The 16,269-nt window shown below is 58.0% G+C and carries 15 protein-coding genes; 9 read left to right on the top strand and 6 right to left on the bottom strand.

Features of this window, described 5'->3' with window-relative positions:
• Nucleotides 1-207 precede the first annotated feature (207 nt).
• The 6 genes from rho (at nucleotide 208) to QZ409_RS11650 (ending at nucleotide 7,221) form a co-directional block, all read left to right on the top strand.
• Nucleotides 208-1,512 carry a transcription termination factor Rho gene (rho, locus tag QZ409_RS11625; protein ID WP_296711082.1) on the top strand — a complete coding sequence of 435 codons (1,305 nt, stop codon included), beginning with the start codon at nucleotides 208-210 and terminating at the stop codon, nucleotides 1,510-1,512.
• 78 nt (nucleotides 1,513-1,590) lie between these two features.
• On the top strand, nucleotides 1,591-2,946 hold the full coding sequence (mnmE, locus tag QZ409_RS11630) for a tRNA uridine-5-carboxymethylaminomethyl(34) synthesis GTPase MnmE (protein ID WP_296711085.1): 1,356 nt from the start codon (nucleotides 1,591-1,593) through the stop codon (nucleotides 2,944-2,946).
• A complete protein-coding gene (gene mnmG, locus QZ409_RS11635) occupies nucleotides 2,947-4,845 on the top strand; it encodes a tRNA uridine-5-carboxymethylaminomethyl(34) synthesis enzyme MnmG (protein ID WP_296711089.1) in 1,899 nt (632 codons plus the stop codon).
• A 4-nt stretch (nucleotides 4,846-4,849) separates the two neighbouring features.
• Nucleotides 4,850-5,485 (top strand): 16S rRNA (guanine(527)-N(7))-methyltransferase RsmG, encoded by a 636-nt coding sequence (gene rsmG, locus QZ409_RS11640; RefSeq protein ID WP_296711093.1) that lies wholly within the window; start codon nucleotides 4,850-4,852, stop codon nucleotides 5,483-5,485.
• 10 nt (nucleotides 5,486-5,495) lie between these two features.
• Nucleotides 5,496-6,314 carry a ParA family protein gene (locus tag QZ409_RS11645; protein ID WP_296711095.1) on the top strand — a complete coding sequence of 273 codons (819 nt, stop codon included), beginning with the start codon at nucleotides 5,496-5,498 and terminating at the stop codon, nucleotides 6,312-6,314.
• A gap of 40 nt (nucleotides 6,315-6,354) precedes the next feature.
• Nucleotides 6,355-7,221, top strand: a complete 867-nt coding sequence (locus QZ409_RS11650; protein WP_296711099.1) for a ParB/RepB/Spo0J family partition protein — start codon at nucleotides 6,355-6,357, stop codon at nucleotides 7,219-7,221.
• A gap of 34 nt (nucleotides 7,222-7,255) precedes the next feature.
• Here the strand turns inward: QZ409_RS11650 and holA are convergent, their stop codons facing one another.
• Genes holA through leuS form a run of 3 tightly spaced genes read right to left on the bottom strand, consistent with a single transcriptional unit; the run spans nucleotide 7,256 to nucleotide 11,452 of the window.
• Nucleotides 7,256-8,302: a DNA polymerase III subunit delta gene (holA, locus tag QZ409_RS11655; RefSeq protein ID WP_296711109.1), complete on the bottom strand. Its 1,047-nt coding sequence runs from the start codon at nucleotides 8,300-8,302 to the stop codon at nucleotides 7,256-7,258.
• A complete protein-coding gene (lptE, locus tag QZ409_RS11660; protein ID WP_296711111.1) occupies nucleotides 8,302-8,850 on the bottom strand; it encodes an LPS assembly lipoprotein LptE in 549 nt (182 codons plus the stop codon). The genes holA and lptE overlap by 1 nt, the downstream gene beginning before the upstream one ends.
• The gene (leuS, locus tag QZ409_RS11665; RefSeq protein WP_296711127.1) at nucleotides 8,837-11,452 is read right to left on the bottom strand and encodes a leucine--tRNA ligase; all 2,616 of its coding nucleotides are present in this window, start codon (nucleotides 11,450-11,452) and stop codon (nucleotides 8,837-8,839) included. Before leuS ends, lptE begins: the two co-directional genes overlap by 14 nt.
• A gap of 272 nt (nucleotides 11,453-11,724) precedes the next feature.
• Between leuS and QZ409_RS11670 the strand changes: the two genes are divergently transcribed.
• From QZ409_RS11670 to QZ409_RS11680, 3 genes are all read left to right on the top strand, one after another.
• On the top strand, nucleotides 11,725-12,393 hold the full coding sequence (locus tag QZ409_RS11670) for a YggS family pyridoxal phosphate-dependent enzyme (RefSeq protein ID WP_296711131.1): 669 nt from the start codon (nucleotides 11,725-11,727) through the stop codon (nucleotides 12,391-12,393).
• Nucleotides 12,394-13,038: 645 nt separating this feature from the next.
• Complete coding sequence (locus QZ409_RS11675) at nucleotides 13,039-13,725, top strand: response regulator transcription factor (protein ID WP_296711112.1); 687 nt, start codon at nucleotides 13,039-13,041, stop codon at nucleotides 13,723-13,725.
• Nucleotides 13,726-13,810: 85 nt separating this feature from the next.
• Nucleotides 13,811-14,257, top strand: coding sequence for a cyclic nucleotide-binding domain-containing protein (locus QZ409_RS11680; protein ID WP_296711114.1), 447 nt, complete (start codon nucleotides 13,811-13,813; stop codon nucleotides 14,255-14,257).
• A gap of 40 nt (nucleotides 14,258-14,297) precedes the next feature.
• Here the strand turns inward: QZ409_RS11680 and xth are convergent, their stop codons facing one another.
• The 3 genes from xth to QZ409_RS11695 form a co-directional block, all read right to left on the bottom strand.
• Nucleotides 14,298-15,104, bottom strand: coding sequence for an exodeoxyribonuclease III (gene xth, locus QZ409_RS11685; protein ID WP_296711116.1), 807 nt, complete (start codon nucleotides 15,102-15,104; stop codon nucleotides 14,298-14,300).
• A gap of 150 nt (nucleotides 15,105-15,254) precedes the next feature.
• On the bottom strand, nucleotides 15,255-15,941 hold the full coding sequence (locus tag QZ409_RS11690) for an outer-membrane lipoprotein carrier protein LolA (protein WP_296711118.1): 687 nt from the start codon (nucleotides 15,939-15,941) through the stop codon (nucleotides 15,255-15,257).
• Between the two features lie 144 nt (nucleotides 15,942-16,085).
• On the bottom strand, nucleotides 16,086-16,269 hold a 184-nt coding region (locus tag QZ409_RS11695; RefSeq protein ID WP_296711119.1), incomplete at its 5' end, for a DNA translocase FtsK.

A 16,269-nucleotide genomic window follows, 5' to 3' on the forward strand; every position in this document is an offset into this window, starting at 1 on the left:
CCCGGCTAAGGTTTGGCGCCGGAGTCGAGGGATATTTTCGGATTGTTTCGAAGATAGACTTTACGAGGACGGCTAAAGTGGATAGGCTTGCCTCCTCTCCTCAAAACAATCACTTGTCCGGCAGCGCACGATTAGCGCGATGACAAGGGGCGCGGATCGCGTCGATGATTGAATATTCCCAACACGATCAGAAGAGCGCATCGCGCCATGACAGATATTGAAAAAACCGGCGCCGAAAGCCGGAAGCGTGAGATCAAGCTGCAGGATCTGAAAGCGAAATCCCCGACGGATTTGCTCGCCTTTGCCGAAGAGCATGAGGTCGAGAATGCTTCGATCATGCGCAAGCAGGAATTGATGTTTGCCATTTTGAAGCAGCTTGCATCTCGGGAAATCGAGATCGTCGGCGAGGGCGTGGTCGAAGTCCTGCAAGACGGCTTTGGCTTCTTACGGGCGCCGGATGCCAATTACCTGGCGGGGCCGGACGATATTTACGTCTCGCCGTCACAAATCCGCAGGTTCGGTTTGCGCACAGGCGACACCGTCGAAGGACTCATTCGCAGTCCGAAGGAGGGCGAGCGCTATTTTGCTCTGCTCAAGGTGAACTTGATCAATTTTGAAGATCCGGAAAAGGTTCGGCACAAGGTTCATTTCGACAACCTGACGCCGCTCTATCCGAATCAGCGCTTGAAGCTTGAAATCGAGGATCCGACGAAAAGGGATTTCTCCGCTCGGGTCATTGATATTGTCGCGCCCATCGGCAAGGGGCAGCGCGCGCTCATCGTCGCTCCGCCACGCACCGGTAAGACGGTTATTCTGCAGAATATTGCGCAGTCGATCACGACCAATCATCCGGAATGCTATTTGATCGTCCTGTTGATCGATGAGCGCCCCGAGGAAGTCACCGACATGCAGCGTTCCGTCAAGGGCGAGGTGGTATCGTCTACTTTCGACGAGCCTGCGGTTCGCCATGTGCAGGTTGCCGAAATGGTGATCGAGAAGGCGAAGCGCCTGGTGGAGCATGGGCGCGACGTTGTGATCCTGCTCGATTCGATCACGCGTCTTGGCCGTGCCTACAACACCGTTGTCCCGTCATCCGGCAAAGTCCTGACGGGCGGCGTCGACGCCAATGCCCTGCAGAGGCCGAAGCGGTTTTTCGGCGCGGCCCGAAATATCGAAGAGGGCGGTTCGCTGACGATCATCGCGACTGCTCTGATCGAGACGGGATCGCGCATGGACGAAGTGATCTTCGAAGAATTCAAAGGCACCGGCAATTCCGAGATCATTCTCGATCGCAAGGTCGCCGATAAGCGCGTCTTCCCGGCGATTGACATCACCCGGTCCGGCACGCGCAAGGAAGAGCTCCTGGTGCCGGCCGACATTCTCAAGAAGATGTATGTCCTGCGCCGCATCTTGAATCCGATGGGTACGGTCGACGCTATCGAGTTCTTGCTCGGGAAGTTGCGCGAAACGCCGAAGGGCAACACGACTTTCTTCGAGTCGATGAATACCTGAGGCGACCACTTCGCTATTAAGAACTGGATCGACCATGTTTCACGTGAAACATGGTCGATTTGATTTTGGAGGTTCTTTATGAATCCGGGATGCGAAGGTGGCGCCACCATTTACGCTCTGGCGTCAGGCGCAGGCAAATCGGCTGTCGCCATCATTCGCATTTCTGGTCCCAAGGCTTCCATTATCCTCCGTTCCGTCGCGGGAGCGTTGCCTGCGGCGCGGGTCGCGACATTACTTGCGATCCGAAATCCGAAGACGGCGGAGATTCTAGATCGCGGCGTGGTTCTTTGGTTTCCTGCGCCGCGGAGTTTCACGGGCGAAGATTGTGCCGAATTGCAAATTCACGGCTCCAGAGCGGTGGTGCGGGCCATTCTTGATGTTTTGGCGACATTTACGGAAACGAGGATGGCGCTGCCCGGTGAATTTGCTCGCCGCGCCTTGGCGAATGGCAAGCTGGATCTGGTAAGCGTCGAGGCCTTGGCCGACCTGATCGACGCCGAGACAGAGCAGCAGCGCCGTCTGGCGACAATCGCCGCCTCCGGAGCATTGCAGAAGACAGTCGGCCAGTTGCGTGCCCAGGTGCTCGATCTCATGGCTCTCGTTGAAACGGAACTGGATTTCTCTGATGAAGGCGATGCCCCCCACGACATTGCTCGCCAGATTCAGCGTCGTATTCCTGAAATCCAACATGAGCTAGAATCACTCAGATCCAGCCACGAACGCGCGGAGCTGATCCGGGAAGGGCTTTCGGTCTTGATCGCTGGTCCGCCTAATGCGGGAAAATCCAGTTTGCTCAATGCTCTGGCACGACGTGAAGCCGCCATTGTGTCGGAATATGCGGGAACGACGCGTGACCTGATCGAAGTCAAACTCGATCTCGGCGGCTTTCCGGTCAATGTTATTGACACGGCGGGCATTCGAGAAAGCGAAGATCCCATCGAACGCGAGGGGATTCATCGCGCGCTGACCAAATCCGGAAGCGCGGATCTCGTGCTTTGGTTGGTTCCTCTGGGCTCGCAAGAGAGCGGGCCGCCCGAGGAATTGTTACGGCGTCCCTTGTGGCGCATTGGGACCAAGGCGGACTTGTCGTCGGGGCATGTCGGATGCGAATCGGCGCGCGGGGGAGACGAGAAGTCATTAGAACTCTCGGTGAAGACCGGCCTTAATCTTGAATTCCTGATGGATCGCTTGCAAGATTTCGCCAATGAAAATATGACGGTCGCCAGCTCCCTTGTCGTGGCGAATGCAAGGCAGAGGAACGCGATCGATGGCGCACTGGACGCCTTGGCGGATGCCGAGCGGAAGAATTTGCCCCTCGAGATCCTTGCTGAGGATCTGCGGCGCGCGTGTTTTGCACTTGAGGAACTGATCGGCAAGGTCGGTGTCGAAGATATACTGGACAGCTTATTCGCCCGCTTTTGTATCGGAAAATGAATGAGTGTGGTCATGATCCACGATGCTTCGCATTATGATGTCGTCGTTATCGGCGGTGGTCACGCCGGATGCGAAGCGGCGGCGGCGGCCGCGCGTTGCGGCGCTCACACCTTGTTGTTGACGCATAAATTATCGACCATTGGCGAAATGTCCTGCAATCCGGCGATTGGGGGTCTGGGGAAGGGCCACCTTGTTCGCGAGGTCGACGCGCTTGACGGAATCATGGGGCGCGCAGCGGATGAAGCAGGCATTCAGTTCCGGCTGCTGAACCGGTCGAAGGGTCCGGCAGTTCGCGGGCCCCGCGCCCAGGCTGATCGAAAACTTTATAAAGCCGCTATCGGCCGCCTGCTTAAGGCGACGGACAATCTTGATCTAGCCGAAGGGGCTGCGATCGGGATTGAGGAGGTGGGAAGCGCCGGATGGATCAAATTGCATCTGGAAGGTGGAAAGACAATTCTCACAAAGGCCGTCGTGATCGCGAGTGGAACCTTCCTGAACGGATGCATTCATATTGGGCCGGAGACGAGGCCATCAGGACGCATCGGGGATGCTCCGGCCTTGCATCTGAGCGAAGGCCTCGCCGCTCGGGGCATTCGTCTAGGGCGCCTAAAGACTGGCACGCCGCCGCGATTGCAGCGCAGTTCGATTCGATGGAATGATCTGGAGCAACAAGAAGGCGACCCTAATCCGGAATTCTTCTCTGCCTTCACGACATCTTGCCGAAATCGCCAGGTCAGCTGCGCCATAACCCACACCACGCAGGCGGGCCACGATGTGATCCGCCGGAATCTCGATCGGGCGCCGATTTATTCCGGACAAATTTCGGGGCGTGGGCCGCGTTATTGCCCATCGATCGAGGATAAGATCGTTCGATTCGGAGAACGGGAAAGCCATCAGATTTTTCTCGAACCCGAGGGCCTCGATGACGACACCATCTATCCGAACGGCATTTCAACCTCGCTCCCCGTAGATGTTCAGGCGGAATTTCTTCGGACCATTCCAGGGCTTGAGAATGTCGATGTGATTCGGCCGGGCTATGCCGTGGAATATGATTATGTTGATCCGCGGGAACTGAAATCGACACTCGAAGTCAAAAAATTCCCGGGGCTCTTTCTGGCGGGCCAGATCAACGGCACGACGGGATATGAAGAAGCTGCGGCACAAGGACTGGTAGCCGGACTCAACGCGGCCGCCCTAGCGGCAGGCTCTAGAGAAGTCATATTTGATCGCACCGAAGCTTATCTTGGCGTCATGATCGACGATCTGGTCACGCAGGGCGTATCCGAGCCCTACCGCATGTTTACCTCGCGCGCGGAATTCCGCTTGTCGTTGCGTTGCGATAACGCGGATCTGCGGCTGACGACGAAAGGCGCGGATATCGGCTGCGTCGGTTCCGCTCGCCGTAGCCTTTTTGGGAAGCGCCTGAGCGAACTCGAGGCTCTGACGGGCAAGTTAAAGTCTCTTGATCTGTCGCCAACTGATGCCGAGAAATATGGCGTCAAATTGAATCGAGACGGGGTACGCCGGGCCGCTTTCGCGATTCTTTCCTATCCCGACGTCACCTTCGATCACCTCATTCGGGTCTGGCCGGAGCTGAGTGAATATGGACCGAAGGTGCGTGAACAGGTCGAGACTGACGCAAAATACGCGGTCTATCTCGACCGACAGTCGTCGGCCGTCACCGCGCTCAAGCGCGATGAGGCTGTGCGGCTGGGGCCTGATATTGACTATGATGCGGTCGTCGGGCTGTCGAACGAGGCGCGCGCGAAGTTGAAGGCGGGAATGCCGGAAAGTCTTGGTCATGCGGCCAGAATTGAGGGGATTACCCCTGCGGCGCTGACCTTGATCCTGGCATGGCTGCGGAAGCGCGGTCAGCCAGGGACCGTCCTTGCGGGTTGACGCCATGACCGCTTCACTCTCCAATGGCTTGGCTCTGCTTGCGCCAGAGATGAAATCCAAGCTCGATATCTACGCCGCCTTGATCGGCAAGTGGCAGGCTAAGATCAATCTGATTAGTCCTTCTACATTGCCCCACCTGTGGACCCGTCATTTCGAGGATTCCTATCAACTGGCCGAACTCGCGGGCGCATGGACCGAATGGGTTGATTTGGGGGCCGGCGGTGGTTTTCCGGGCCTCGTGATTGCCCTGACGAAGACGAGCGCGGGTCGGGTTCACCTCGTCGAATCGGACAAACGAAAAGCCGCCTTCCTGCGTGAAGTTTCACGTGAAACAGGGACGGAAGTTGAAATCCATGTCGGCCGGATCGAATCCGTCCTTCCAAAGCTTTGCGAACAGGTGGATTTCGACGTTATTTCCGCGCGGGCTTTGGCGCCCTTGCCCCTTCTTGTCGAATATGCGCGGCCAGCGCTGGTTAAAGGCGCGACGGGGTTGTTTTTAAAGGGGAGAGCGCTGTCGGCTGAATTGACCGAACTTCCCCCGAATAATAGTTTGGATATCCAGATTGTCGCAAGCCGCACCGAACCAGGTGGTAGTATTGTTGTTGTTCGGGCGCATGACTCTCGAACGATTCGCGTTTAAGGGTGTGGCTATGGAAAATCACGATCAGATGCGCGTCCTTGTACTGGCCAATCAAAAAGGCGGGGTCGGCAAGACCACGACGGCCATTAATCTCGGTACGGCGCTGGCGGCCATCGGCGAAACCGTTCTGATCATTGATCTCGATCCGCAAGGCAATGCGTCTACCGGCCTCGGCATTGACAGGAAACAGCGGACCATTTCGACTTTCGATGTGATGATGGGAGAGCGTGCGCTGGACGCCGCTATTCGGCCGACTTCGGTTCCGCGCCTATATGTCGCGCCTTCGACTTTGGACCTCTTGGGCGTCGAACTTGCTATCGCAGATCAGAAAGAGCGCAATTTCAGGCTACGAAATGCGTTGCGGGCCTTGGCCGGCCGGGGCGCATTGCCCAATGGCGATCGGATTACCTATGTCCTGGTCGACTGCCCGCCCTCTCTGAATTTGCTGACCATCAACGCATTGGCGGCGAGCGACGCGGTTCTCGTGCCGTTGCAATGTGAGTTTTTTGCGCTCGAGGGTTTGTCGCAGCTCCTGTCAACTGTCGAGCAGGTCAAGAAAGGGTTGAATCCCCAGTTGTCGATTCATGGGATCGTCCTGACAATGTTCGATTCCAGGAATAATCTCGCGGCGCAGGTCGTCGCCGACGTGCGGGCCTTTCTCGGCGATAAGGTCTACGAGACGGTTATTCCGCGGAATGTCCGCGTTTCCGAAGCGCCGTCTCATGGCAAGCCTGTGCTGCTTTACGATTTGAAATGCAGCGGGTCGCAAGCCTATTTGAAGCTGGCTTCAGAGGTCATTCAGCGCGAGCGGAATTTGCGGGCAGCGTAAGGGCGTTGGTTATCGGGCGCAGAATTCGTTGGGGGTTTGTATGGCTGAAGAAGCAAGATCGCGTTTGGGCCGTGGCTTGGCCGCCTTGATTGGTGATGTCGGAGCGACTGACGCCGAAATCGCAGAGCAGCAGAAACCGGCCAAGGCGCCGATTGAATTCTTGCGGCCGAACCCTCGAAATCCTCGCCAGAGTTTCAATGAAGGCGATCTTCAGGAACTGGCGGATTCGATCCGTGAGCGCGGAATTGTTCAGCCAATTCTTGTCCGGACGATTCAGGGTCTCATCAATGTATATGAGATTATCGCTGGCGAACGACGGTGGCGCGCCGCGCAGCGGGCGGGGTTGCATGAGGTTCCGATCGTCATCATCGAGGCCGATGATCAGCAATCACTTGAAATCGCCATTGTCGAAAACGTTCAGCGCGCCGATCTCAACGCCTTGGAGGAAGCTCGAGGCTATGAACGGCTGACGGAGGAATTTTCCTATAGCCAGCAGGATCTCGCCAAGATCATCGGCAAGAGCCGGAGCCATGTCGCGAATACGTTGCGACTGCTCAAACTGCCCGAAGAGGCTAAGGGCTATCTCGTCAATGGACAGATTTCAGCGGGCCACGCGCGCGCCTTGTTGTCGGTTTCACATCCTGAGAAAGTCGCGGCCCGGATCGTTGAGGAAGGACTTACCGTTCGGGACGTCGAGCGCCTCGCGCAGGATGACGCTGGGGAAGCGCCGAAAAAGCCGAGGGCGAGGGCTGAACAGGATTCGGATACGCGGGCGCTGGAAAAGTTATTGAGCGACCTGCTCGGGCTCGGCGTCAAGATTTCGCATAAAAATGACGCCGGGGATGTTCGTATTCATTACAAGTCGATGGAGCAATTGGACTTGTTATGCAAACGCCTGCAGGGTTAACGATTTATTAAACTTGCCATAGGCTGGAAACAGATCAGGCTCTTTTTTTGTTCGCATTCTGCATCGAGCGGGCCATGGCAAGCATAAGGCGCGAAAAGCGCTCATCGCCGAGAATATTATTCTGACGAAGGTCTTTGATCGCGGCGTAAATCGCATTGACGAAGTCGGCTGTTTTTGCCGATTGCGCTTGCCGGAGTTCAGCCGCCACCTCTGATTTCCTTTTGAAACCATTGATGAGACGGAGCAGAATCTGAAGAGCCTCGTCCGGCGAGGCGCCGCCATCGATCTCAGTTCGGGCGCGATGAACGGCGAGCGCATAGCGTAATGCCGCCGCGAAAAGCCTGTTTACGTCGATATCCGCGAGCGACAATTTGCTCGACGCCTCGATAATCCGCTCGGGGCGGCCGGAAAAGGTTCCGGAGAGAAGCGTGTCGAGATTCACCGCGGTGGCGTCGAGGAGAATGTCATGGACATGTTCGACGGTGACCGAGCTCTGATCCTTGGCGTAGAGCAGCAGCTTGTCGATCTCTGATCTGGTCGACAGCCGATCATCGCCCAGTATTTCGGACAGGATCTCCCGCGCCTCGGGCTCGATGGTGAGGTTCGTCCGCTTTAGCTCGGCATCCAGCAGGCGCTGGATATCCCGGGCGTCGTCGGGCGAACATTCGATCGAGGCCGCAAAAGGCTGCTTCTCAATCCATTTGCGTATCTGGGCGTCGCGCTTCAGTTCGCCAGCGATGAGTACGATGGTGCTTGACGCAGGCGGGGAGCGCTCGATCATTTCGAGCGCGGGCAAAATGGATTTGCTACCGAGCATAACCCGGATTTCGCGGGAAGGCCCGTCGAAAAGGCCAATCGAATGGGCTTCATCGACCAGGACAAGCGGGTCCTGCGCAATTGCGTCGCCCGAAAGGTCGATTATGCTCTGCGCCTGGGGGCTATTTGGGGCGACGGAGGCGAGCAATCGCCGCGAGCGTTCGGAAATCAGGCCCTGATCCGCGCCGAAAATGAGAAAGAGAAAATGCGCGCGGTCGGGCCGCTCGATATAGCGATCCGCTTCCCTATGCGCGATGGCGACCATCAGGAGCCGCGCGTCGCCAATGCAGCTGCGATGCGCGTACGGATTTGATCCGCAAGGACTTTGGCGTTGCGAATCTCGGCGTCGCGCGCGGCGCGGACATTCGATAGCCGCTGACTGGAGCGATCATAAACGACGAATTGGGTGACGTTGCCGCTCGCAATGGGTTCGCCGCCGCCGGCGATCGGAAGGAGACGATAATCGGCGTCAATATTGACCTCGCCGGCTTGCGCTTCGCCCGTGACGGTGTTGACAATCGGGGTGCTGAGCCGTTCTCGAACAGTCACGACCAGCCGATATTTTGGCGTGGGGGAAGACCCTGTGCCGTTGAGCGCGAAGATCAACTCGTTTTCAAGATAGTGGCCGATGCGATCCGGAATTGGCTCGACCTTGATCGCCTGCATATCAGGGACAATCGAGGCGCCGCCGATCTTGGGGCCATAAAGGGGTTCGACGCAGCCGGACAGGCCAAGTGAAAGAAGCACGGCGAAACTGCAAGCCACGACGGCTTTGCGGGCCTTGGTCGCAACAGGCTGATCAGACGACAACATTGACGATCCTTTGCGGCACGACGATGATCTTTTTCGGCGTCCGGCCTTCCAGAGCACGTTGGACAATATCCAGATTCAACACCGCCGCTTCGATCTCGCTCGAAGTCGCGTCACGGGCGATCGTCAGATCCGCGCGTTTTTTTCCGTTCACCTGCACCGGAAGCATTAGCACGTTATCCACGACAAGAGAATGATCGGCCTTGGGCCAAGGCGATTCGGCGATGGGCGTGGTCTCGTCCAGCTCCGCCCAGCATTCTTCGCCCAGGTGAGGCATCATCGGCGCGAAAAGGTGAACGAGAATCTTTCCCGATTCGTTAAACGCAGCGCGGATATCGTCGTCGATGGTGACTTTGTCGATTGAATTGAGCAGCGCTGTCAATTGGTTGGTCAGATCATAGACCTGGGCGACGCAACGGTTGAAGCGAAGGCGCTCGAGATCCTCTTCGACCTTCGCCAGGCTGGCGTGGGCGGCGCGCCGAATGCTTTGCGCGAATTCGCCATAGCTCGTCACCTTCCCCGCGCCACGTCCGAAATCGGCGATGTCGCCGATCAATCGCCACAGGCGCTGGACGAATTTGGCGGCGCCCTGAACGCCTTCCTCGGTCCAGATGACGTCCCGATCGGGCGGCGAATCGGACAGCATGAACCAGCGCGCGGTGTCGGCTCCATAGGTTCCAATGATGTCGTCGGGATCGATGGTGTTGCGCTTCGACTTAGACATCTTCTCGATCGCGCCGATAGCGATCGGCTGGCCATCGCTCAGCGCAAAGGCGCGGCGCCCCGAGCCCTCGGCGTCGAAACGAATTTCAGTCGGCGAAAGCCATGAGCCATCGGCGGCGCGATAGGTTTCATGGACGACCATGCCCTGGGTGAACAGGCCGGCGAAGGGTTCCTTGACGCCGACATGGCCGGTCTCCTTCATCGCGCGGGTGAAGAAGCGCGAATAAAGCAGATGAAGAATCGCGTGTTCGATTCCGCCAATATATTGATCGACTGGAAGCCAGTGGTCGACAACGGCCGGCGTGGTCGGCGCGCCTTCGTTGTGCGGGTCCGTAAAGCGCGCGAAATACCAGGAAGAATCGACGAAAGTGTCCATCGTGTCGGTTTCGCGCCGCGCCGCGCGACCGCATTGCGGGCAATCGACATTCTTCCAGGAGGGGTGGCGATCGAGAGGATTGCCCGGAATATCGAAGGAGACGTCCGAGGGAAGCGTAATCGGCAGGCTGTCCTTCGGCGCGGGAACCACACCGCAGGTCTCGCAATGAATGATGGGAATCGGGCAGCCCCAATAGCGCTGGCGGGAAACGCCCCAGTCGCGCAATTTGAAATTGACCTTGCGCTGGGCGCGCGGGCGGCCATCGAGCATTTCGGATTCGAGGCGGCGAATGGCTTCGTCCTGAGCTTCCTTTGGCGTCATGCCATCGAGGAAGCGGGAATTGATCATCCGGCCGTCGCCTTCATAGGCGGCGTCGGTCAGTCGATAGGTCGCCGGGTCGGCGCCTTCGGGGCAGACGACGAGGGTATGGCCGAGGCCATAGGACTGGGCGAAGTCGAAATCGCGCTGGTCATGCGCGGGACAGCCAAAGACGGCGCCGGTTCCATAGTCCATCAGCACGAAATTGGCGACATAAACCGGAATCGACCATTGCGGATCGAAGGGATGGACGGCGCGCAATCCCGTGTCGAATCCCTTCTTTTCCGCCGTTTCGAGCGCCGCGACCGATGTTCCCATCCGGCGGCATTCCTCGATGAAGGCGCCAAGTCCCGGGTTGCCTTCGGCGAGCCGCAGGGCGAGGGGGTGATCCGGCGACAGGGCGATGAATTTCGCACCGAACAGAGTGTCGGGCCGCGTCGTATAGACCTCGATCTCGGACGCGGGAGCGGGCTGCGCGACGGCGAAACGGACCAGCGCCCCCTCCGACCGGCCGATCCAGTTCTTCTGCATCAGGCGCACTTTTTCCGGCCACCTGTTCAGGGTGTCCAGCGAGTCCAGCAGATCCTCGGAAAAGGCGGTGATGTTGAAAAACCACTGCGTCAGTTCGCGCTGCTCGACAAGGGCGTTCGAGCGCCAGCCGCGGCCGTCGATCACTTGTTCATTGGCGAGAACCGTCTGGTCAACCGGATCCCAGTTCACCTTGGCGTTCTTGCGATAGACCAGACCCTTGCCCAGCATATCCAGGAACATCGACTGCTGATGCTTGTAATAGGTGGGATCGCAGGTCGCGATTTCACGCTTCCAGTCAATTGAAAGCCCCATGCTCTGCAATTGCTTCCGCATGTTGGCGATATTGGCGTATGTCCAAGTCGCGGGGTGCGAGTGATTGAGCCGCGCGGCGTTCTCGGCGGGCATGCCGAACGCGTCCCAGCCCATGGGGTGTAGGACGCTGAAGCCCTTCGCCCTCATCACGCGCGCGACGACGTCGCCCATTGCGTAATTGCGAACATGGCCCATGTGAATGCGGCCCGAGGGGTAGGGAAACATCTCGAGGACGTAATATTTTGGTCGCGGATCGTCGTTCCGAGTCTCAAAAGTCTGACGTTCCTGCCAGATATTCTGCCATTTCGACTCGACTTCACGAGCGTTGTAACGCTCAGACCGCATCGTCATTTCAATTCTCGCGCGATATCGGAAATTGCCTGCAATGAGCATGATTTCCGGGCGGTGGTCAATTTGTTTAGTAACGGAAGCGGACATGTGGCGCAGCCAGCTTGATTCTAACGGATTCCCTTTCTAGACCTGATCGTTGTCAGCTCCAGATGAGCAGAAAAATTCGAAGGCTGGCGACGCGAGCGGCTCGAAATGGCCGTGTGTTTCATTCGATAGAGCGAGATCCCGTGGAAAGAGATTCCTTTGCGAGCCCAGCCAGCGCCGGCTTGCAAAACATTCGCGCGCGCATTCAGCGGATGTGCCGCGACGTTGGCCGTCCGGAAAAATCCGTCGAGCTGATTTGCGTTTCGAAGAATTTCGGAGCGGAGGAAATTGTTCCCCTCTTAGCCGCCGGCCAAACCATTTTCGGGGAAAACCGCGTTCAAGAGGCCAAGGAGAAATGGCCGCAGCTTCGCGCCCTCTACCCGGGGATATCGCTGCATCTCATCGGTCCGTTGCAGTCGAACAAGGCGGCTGAGGCCGTGACGCTGTTCGACGTCATCGAAACGATCGACCGGCCGAAAATTGCTGTCGCGGTCGATGCGGCGATGCAGGCGAGCGGCAAAAAGCCGCGTCTCTTCATTCAGGTCAATACCGGCGAGGAGCCTCAGAAGGCCGGCGTTCCGCCGCGCGAACTCGGCGCGCTGCTGTCATTCTGCCGCGAAGAGACCCGATTGGAGATCGAGGGCCTGCTGTGCATCCCGCCGGTCGATCAACTGGCGTCGCCTCATTTCGCGCTGCTCAATCAATTGGCAAGGGAGTTTGGGCTGAAAGAACTGTCGATGGGCATGAGCGATGATTTCGAACTGGCGATTCAAATGGGCGCCACGAAAGTCCGGGTCGGTTCGGCGATTTTCGGAGAGCGCCGCGTGAAAATATCGCCGACGACGATTTGAGGCGCCGCTCCCAGACGAAATTGTATTTTTCTGAAATCCTTGGCGGCAAGGGCGATGCAGCCTGCGGTGGGGTGATAGCCGTCCTGGGCGATATGCATGAAAATGGCGCTGCCGCGTCCGATAACGCGAGGCCGCTGATTGAAATCGATCACACCGAGGATGTCGTATAGCGCATCGTTACGCCAGAGCGTCTCCGCGTTGAAGCGGGTCGGCAAGCGGATCGCGCGGTTATAGCTGAAGGAGCGCGGATCGTCGCACCAGCCATCAGCCTTTGAAATTGCGCGACAATCGGCGCGGAAGATTGTCCAGCGGTCGGGCCGTCGCATCCATCGGGTGATTCGAAAGCGGCCGATCGGCGTTATCGAATCGCCCTCGCGGTGTTTGACGCCGACGCCGTTTCGGCCGAGCGCGCAAAAAAGCGCCTGTGAGCCGATTCTGACGAGTCCCAACGGCGGCCGACCAGGCAGCCGAGGCAATTGGCGAAGGGTGGCGCGCGAAATTTGGGCCGTGCCGCGTGTGCAAAAGACGTCCTGCTTTTGACGAAGCTTAAGATACAGCGTAGATTCCTTCCGCATTGTCGGAGTTTCGCCCTTTTCAACCCGGCTGGCCTCCCAGCTAGCATGTGCGCGGGTAACAGGATCGTTCATGTCGCAAGTCCGCCGGATTTTGATTGTCGACGACGATGCCCTTTTGCGCCTCTCTTTAGTCGAGCAACTGACCGTCCATCACGAATTTATCGCATCCGAAGCGGCGAACGTCGCTCAGGCGCTAGCTGTCGTTCGCAAAGAGCCCCTCGACTTGGTCATTATGGACGTTGGGCTGCCGGATGGCGATGGGCGCGACGCAGTGAAACGCCTGCGCGCCGAAGGGTTCCAGAAGCCGATCATCCTGCTGACCGGTCATGATTCGGAAAATGATATCGTTTCCGGATTTGATTCGGGCGCAAATGATTATGTCAGCAAGCCGTTCCGCTTTGCGGTGCTGTTGGCGCGCATCCGCGCCCATTTGCGTCAGCATGAATTCAGCGAAGACGCGACCTTTCAGATCGGTTCCTATCAATTCCAGCCGAGCGCAAAGCTGTTGATTGGCGGGAATGGCGAAAAGCTGCGGCTGACCGAAAAGGAAACGGCGATCTTGCAATATTTGAACAGGGCGAAGGGGATCGTGGTTTCCCGCGAAGATCTCCTGCGTGACGTGTGGGGTTACAATTCCAACGTCACGACACATACCTTGGAAACGCATATCTATCGTCTCAGGCAGAAGATCGAACCAGATCCCGCCAGCGCGCGGCTGCTGCTGACGGATGCTGGCGGTTATCGTCTCGCTGTCTGATGGTGCTCGCCAAAACGCGCCCGCTTGAGTGCGGCGCGCACTCATTTGAGCGGCGATCTTGGCGCTGCGACCCTGGGGAAACGTCATGTCTTTGGAAAGCGATGTTAAAGCGCTCGCTCGCCTTCCGATCTTCTCAGCTTTCGAGCCGGAGGCGCTGAAACTCATCGCATTCGCGGCGGAGCCGGTGAAATTCGGCGCCGGCGACGTGCTTTTTCGCAATGGCGAAGTCTCGGACGCAGGCTTCCTTATCCTGTCCGGGTCGATCATGCTCGATCTCGGACACGGCACCATGGACAATGGCAAAATCGTCGGTCCGGGCGCCTTGATTGGGGAACTGGCCTTGCTCGCGCCAACGGTTCACCCCTCGACCGCCATCGCCCGCGAAAACGCGACGACGCTCAAGCTTCCGCGCTCCCTGATTCGTCGCGTGCTGGAAGAGTTTCCCGAGAGCGCCAGGCGGGCGAGAGAAGCCCTCCGCCAGGAAATCGAGAAATTCGGAGACGAACTGGACAAGGCCCGGCGGGCATTGTGATACGGCGGTAGCCATTAGCTGGGATTGATAGGGCCAGGCGTCAGAAACGCAAACGGAGACTCACCGGTACATGATCGGATGGGCGCTCCCAGCCGCGCGCTTCCCGGAGGATGTCGATTCCCTCCAGATGCGGCTCGAGCGCGGGCGACGCCCAGATATGGTCCAGACGGCGTCCTTTGTTCGCCTTGGACCAGTCCTGGGCGCGATAGCTCCACCAAGTGTAAAGCTTTTCCTCCATTGGAGTGAAGCGACGCAGGGTGTCGATCCAAGATCCTTGCGCAATAAGGGATTTCAACTTGTCGGTCTCGATCGGCGTGTGGCTGACCACCGGCAACAACGCCTTGTGACTCCAGACGTCATTCTCGTGCGGCGCGATGTTGAGATCGCCAACCAAAATCGACGATTCCTTCGTGAAGGACTCCTTGTCCATCCAATGGGACATTTCGTCCAGAAACGAGAGTTTGTGCGCGAATTTAGGGTTTATGACCGGGTCCGGCTCGTCGCCACCAGCGGGAACATAGAGATTGTCGATCCGGACAGAGCGGTTTGCGATCTCGATCGCGGCCGAGATGTGCCGCGCATCGCCCATCTCGCAAAAGGCCTTTCGATCAATATTGCTCAGGGGCAGGCGCGAGATAATGGCGACGCCGTGGTAACCCTTCTGTCCATTGATCGCGATATGCTCGTAGCCGAACTTACGAATATCGGCTGTCGGGAATTCGGTGTCCCTGCATTTCGTTTCCTGAAGGCAAAGAATGTCGGGCTGGTGGTCGCGCAGGAAGGCGCCAACCTGGGCGATCCGCAGCCGAACGGAATTGATGTTCCAGGTCGTAATTTTCAGGTTCACGTCGTCACCCCAAGGCGGCGCAAGAGATGCGCGGCCGGGTGACTAAGCCCAAGTTTAGGGAAGGAATCAAGGCGCTACGCCGATTTTACGCCCCCGCAAAGCGTCGGCGCGAATCCCCCGATTTCACGTGAAACAGGGCGAGGCGAGCGATCAGTTCTGGATGGGCCAGAAAGACGTCGGGGGGATGCGAAAAAGACCGCGATCCGGAACCGACTTCAGGTCGATATTGTGCAGCGTAACGAGCGTTTGGTAGCCCTGAGGGTCTGTGACTTCCCATTGCTGCAAGGCGAAGGCTTTGCGGTCAAAATTGAGCTTGATCGTCGAAGATCCACCAAAGGTGGCGCTGTCCTCGATGGTGATGGTTGTCGATTTCGGGTCGGATGAGACACCGGTGATCTTGACGTCCTTTTTCAGATTGAGCTCGTCCTTGAGGAGAAATTTGAGGGGCGTCTGGTTGATGAAATAAAGCTGCTGCGTCTGCAGCTTGCGATCGCGAATCGCTACGGACACGCCGTCGGCGATGATTTCCATCGTGGCTGGCAAGGCATATTCGAAGCGGAGGCGTCCCGGCTTCAGAACATAGAGCTTACCTTCGGAACGCCGCCCATCCGCTCCGACCTGAACGAAATCGGCGGTCATCACTTGGGCTGCGTTGAAATAGTCATTGGCCATCTGAATCGCTGTTTGCGAATCGATCGGCTCAGGCGCCGATTTCGGCGCTTCGGCGGATTTCGCAGCAGGCTTTTTTTCCGGCGCGGGAAGCTTTTGCGCAAAGGCGCCGCTCATCAGCGCGGATGCAGCGAGAGCGCCGAGAAACAACTTGGAACCGCGCTTCATTTTTCTCTTCGCCTCTAGTCCGTATGAAATTGGATTTGCGTCATTTCTGGCGCGCTTGCCGGCATGTCAGGGAACGCTAAGCTGCAAGATCGCCGATGGCGGCGCCAAGCGTCTAAACCCTTCCTGTGGCGGCAATGCGGAGGCTTAATCCCCCAACTCGAACGCGCCACGATCCACGCCACCGCCTGCGAGAATTGCGCGCTTTCCGGCGTGGTTGGCGGGGCCGACCACGCCTTCCTTCTCCATGCGCTCGACCAGTGACGCCGCCTTGTTGTAGCCCACCGAAAGACGGCGCTGGACATAGGAAGTCGAGCATTTCTTGTCGCGC

It is taken from the genome of Rhodoblastus sp. (assembly GCF_019449565.1).
Classification (GTDB): Bacteria; Pseudomonadota; Alphaproteobacteria; order Rhizobiales; family Beijerinckiaceae; genus Rhodoblastus.

Excerpts from the sequence above, each read along its gene's own strand:
- rho (WP_296711082.1), top strand. The coding sequence starts at position 208 with ATGACAGATATTGAAAAAACCGGCGCCGAAAGCCGGAAGCGTGAGATC.
- mnmE (WP_296711085.1), top strand. The coding sequence starts at position 1,591 with ATGAATCCGGGATGCGAAGGTGGCGCCACCATTTACGCTCTGGCGTCA.
- mnmG (WP_296711089.1), top strand. The coding sequence starts at position 2,947 with ATGAGTGTGGTCATGATCCACGATGCTTCGCATTATGATGTCGTCGTT.
- rsmG (WP_296711093.1), top strand. The coding sequence starts at position 4,850 with ATGACCGCTTCACTCTCCAATGGCTTGGCTCTGCTTGCGCCAGAGATG.
- QZ409_RS11645 (WP_296711095.1), top strand. The coding sequence starts at position 5,496 with ATGGAAAATCACGATCAGATGCGCGTCCTTGTACTGGCCAATCAAAAA.
- QZ409_RS11650 (WP_296711099.1), top strand. The coding sequence starts at position 6,355 with ATGGCTGAAGAAGCAAGATCGCGTTTGGGCCGTGGCTTGGCCGCCTTG.
- holA (WP_296711109.1), bottom strand. The coding sequence starts at position 8,302 with ATGGTCGCCATCGCGCATAGGGAAGCGGATCGCTATATCGAGCGGCCC.
- lptE (WP_296711111.1), bottom strand. The coding sequence starts at position 8,850 with ATGTTGTCGTCTGATCAGCCTGTTGCGACCAAGGCCCGCAAAGCCGTC.
- leuS (WP_296711127.1), bottom strand. The coding sequence starts at position 11,452 with ATGCGGTCTGAGCGTTACAACGCTCGTGAAGTCGAGTCGAAATGGCAG.
- QZ409_RS11675 (WP_296711112.1), top strand. The coding sequence starts at position 13,039 with ATGTCGCAAGTCCGCCGGATTTTGATTGTCGACGACGATGCCCTTTTG.
- QZ409_RS11680 (WP_296711114.1), top strand. The coding sequence starts at position 13,811 with ATGTCTTTGGAAAGCGATGTTAAAGCGCTCGCTCGCCTTCCGATCTTC.
- QZ409_RS11690 (WP_296711118.1), bottom strand. The coding sequence starts at position 15,941 with ATGAAGCGCGGTTCCAAGTTGTTTCTCGGCGCTCTCGCTGCATCCGCG.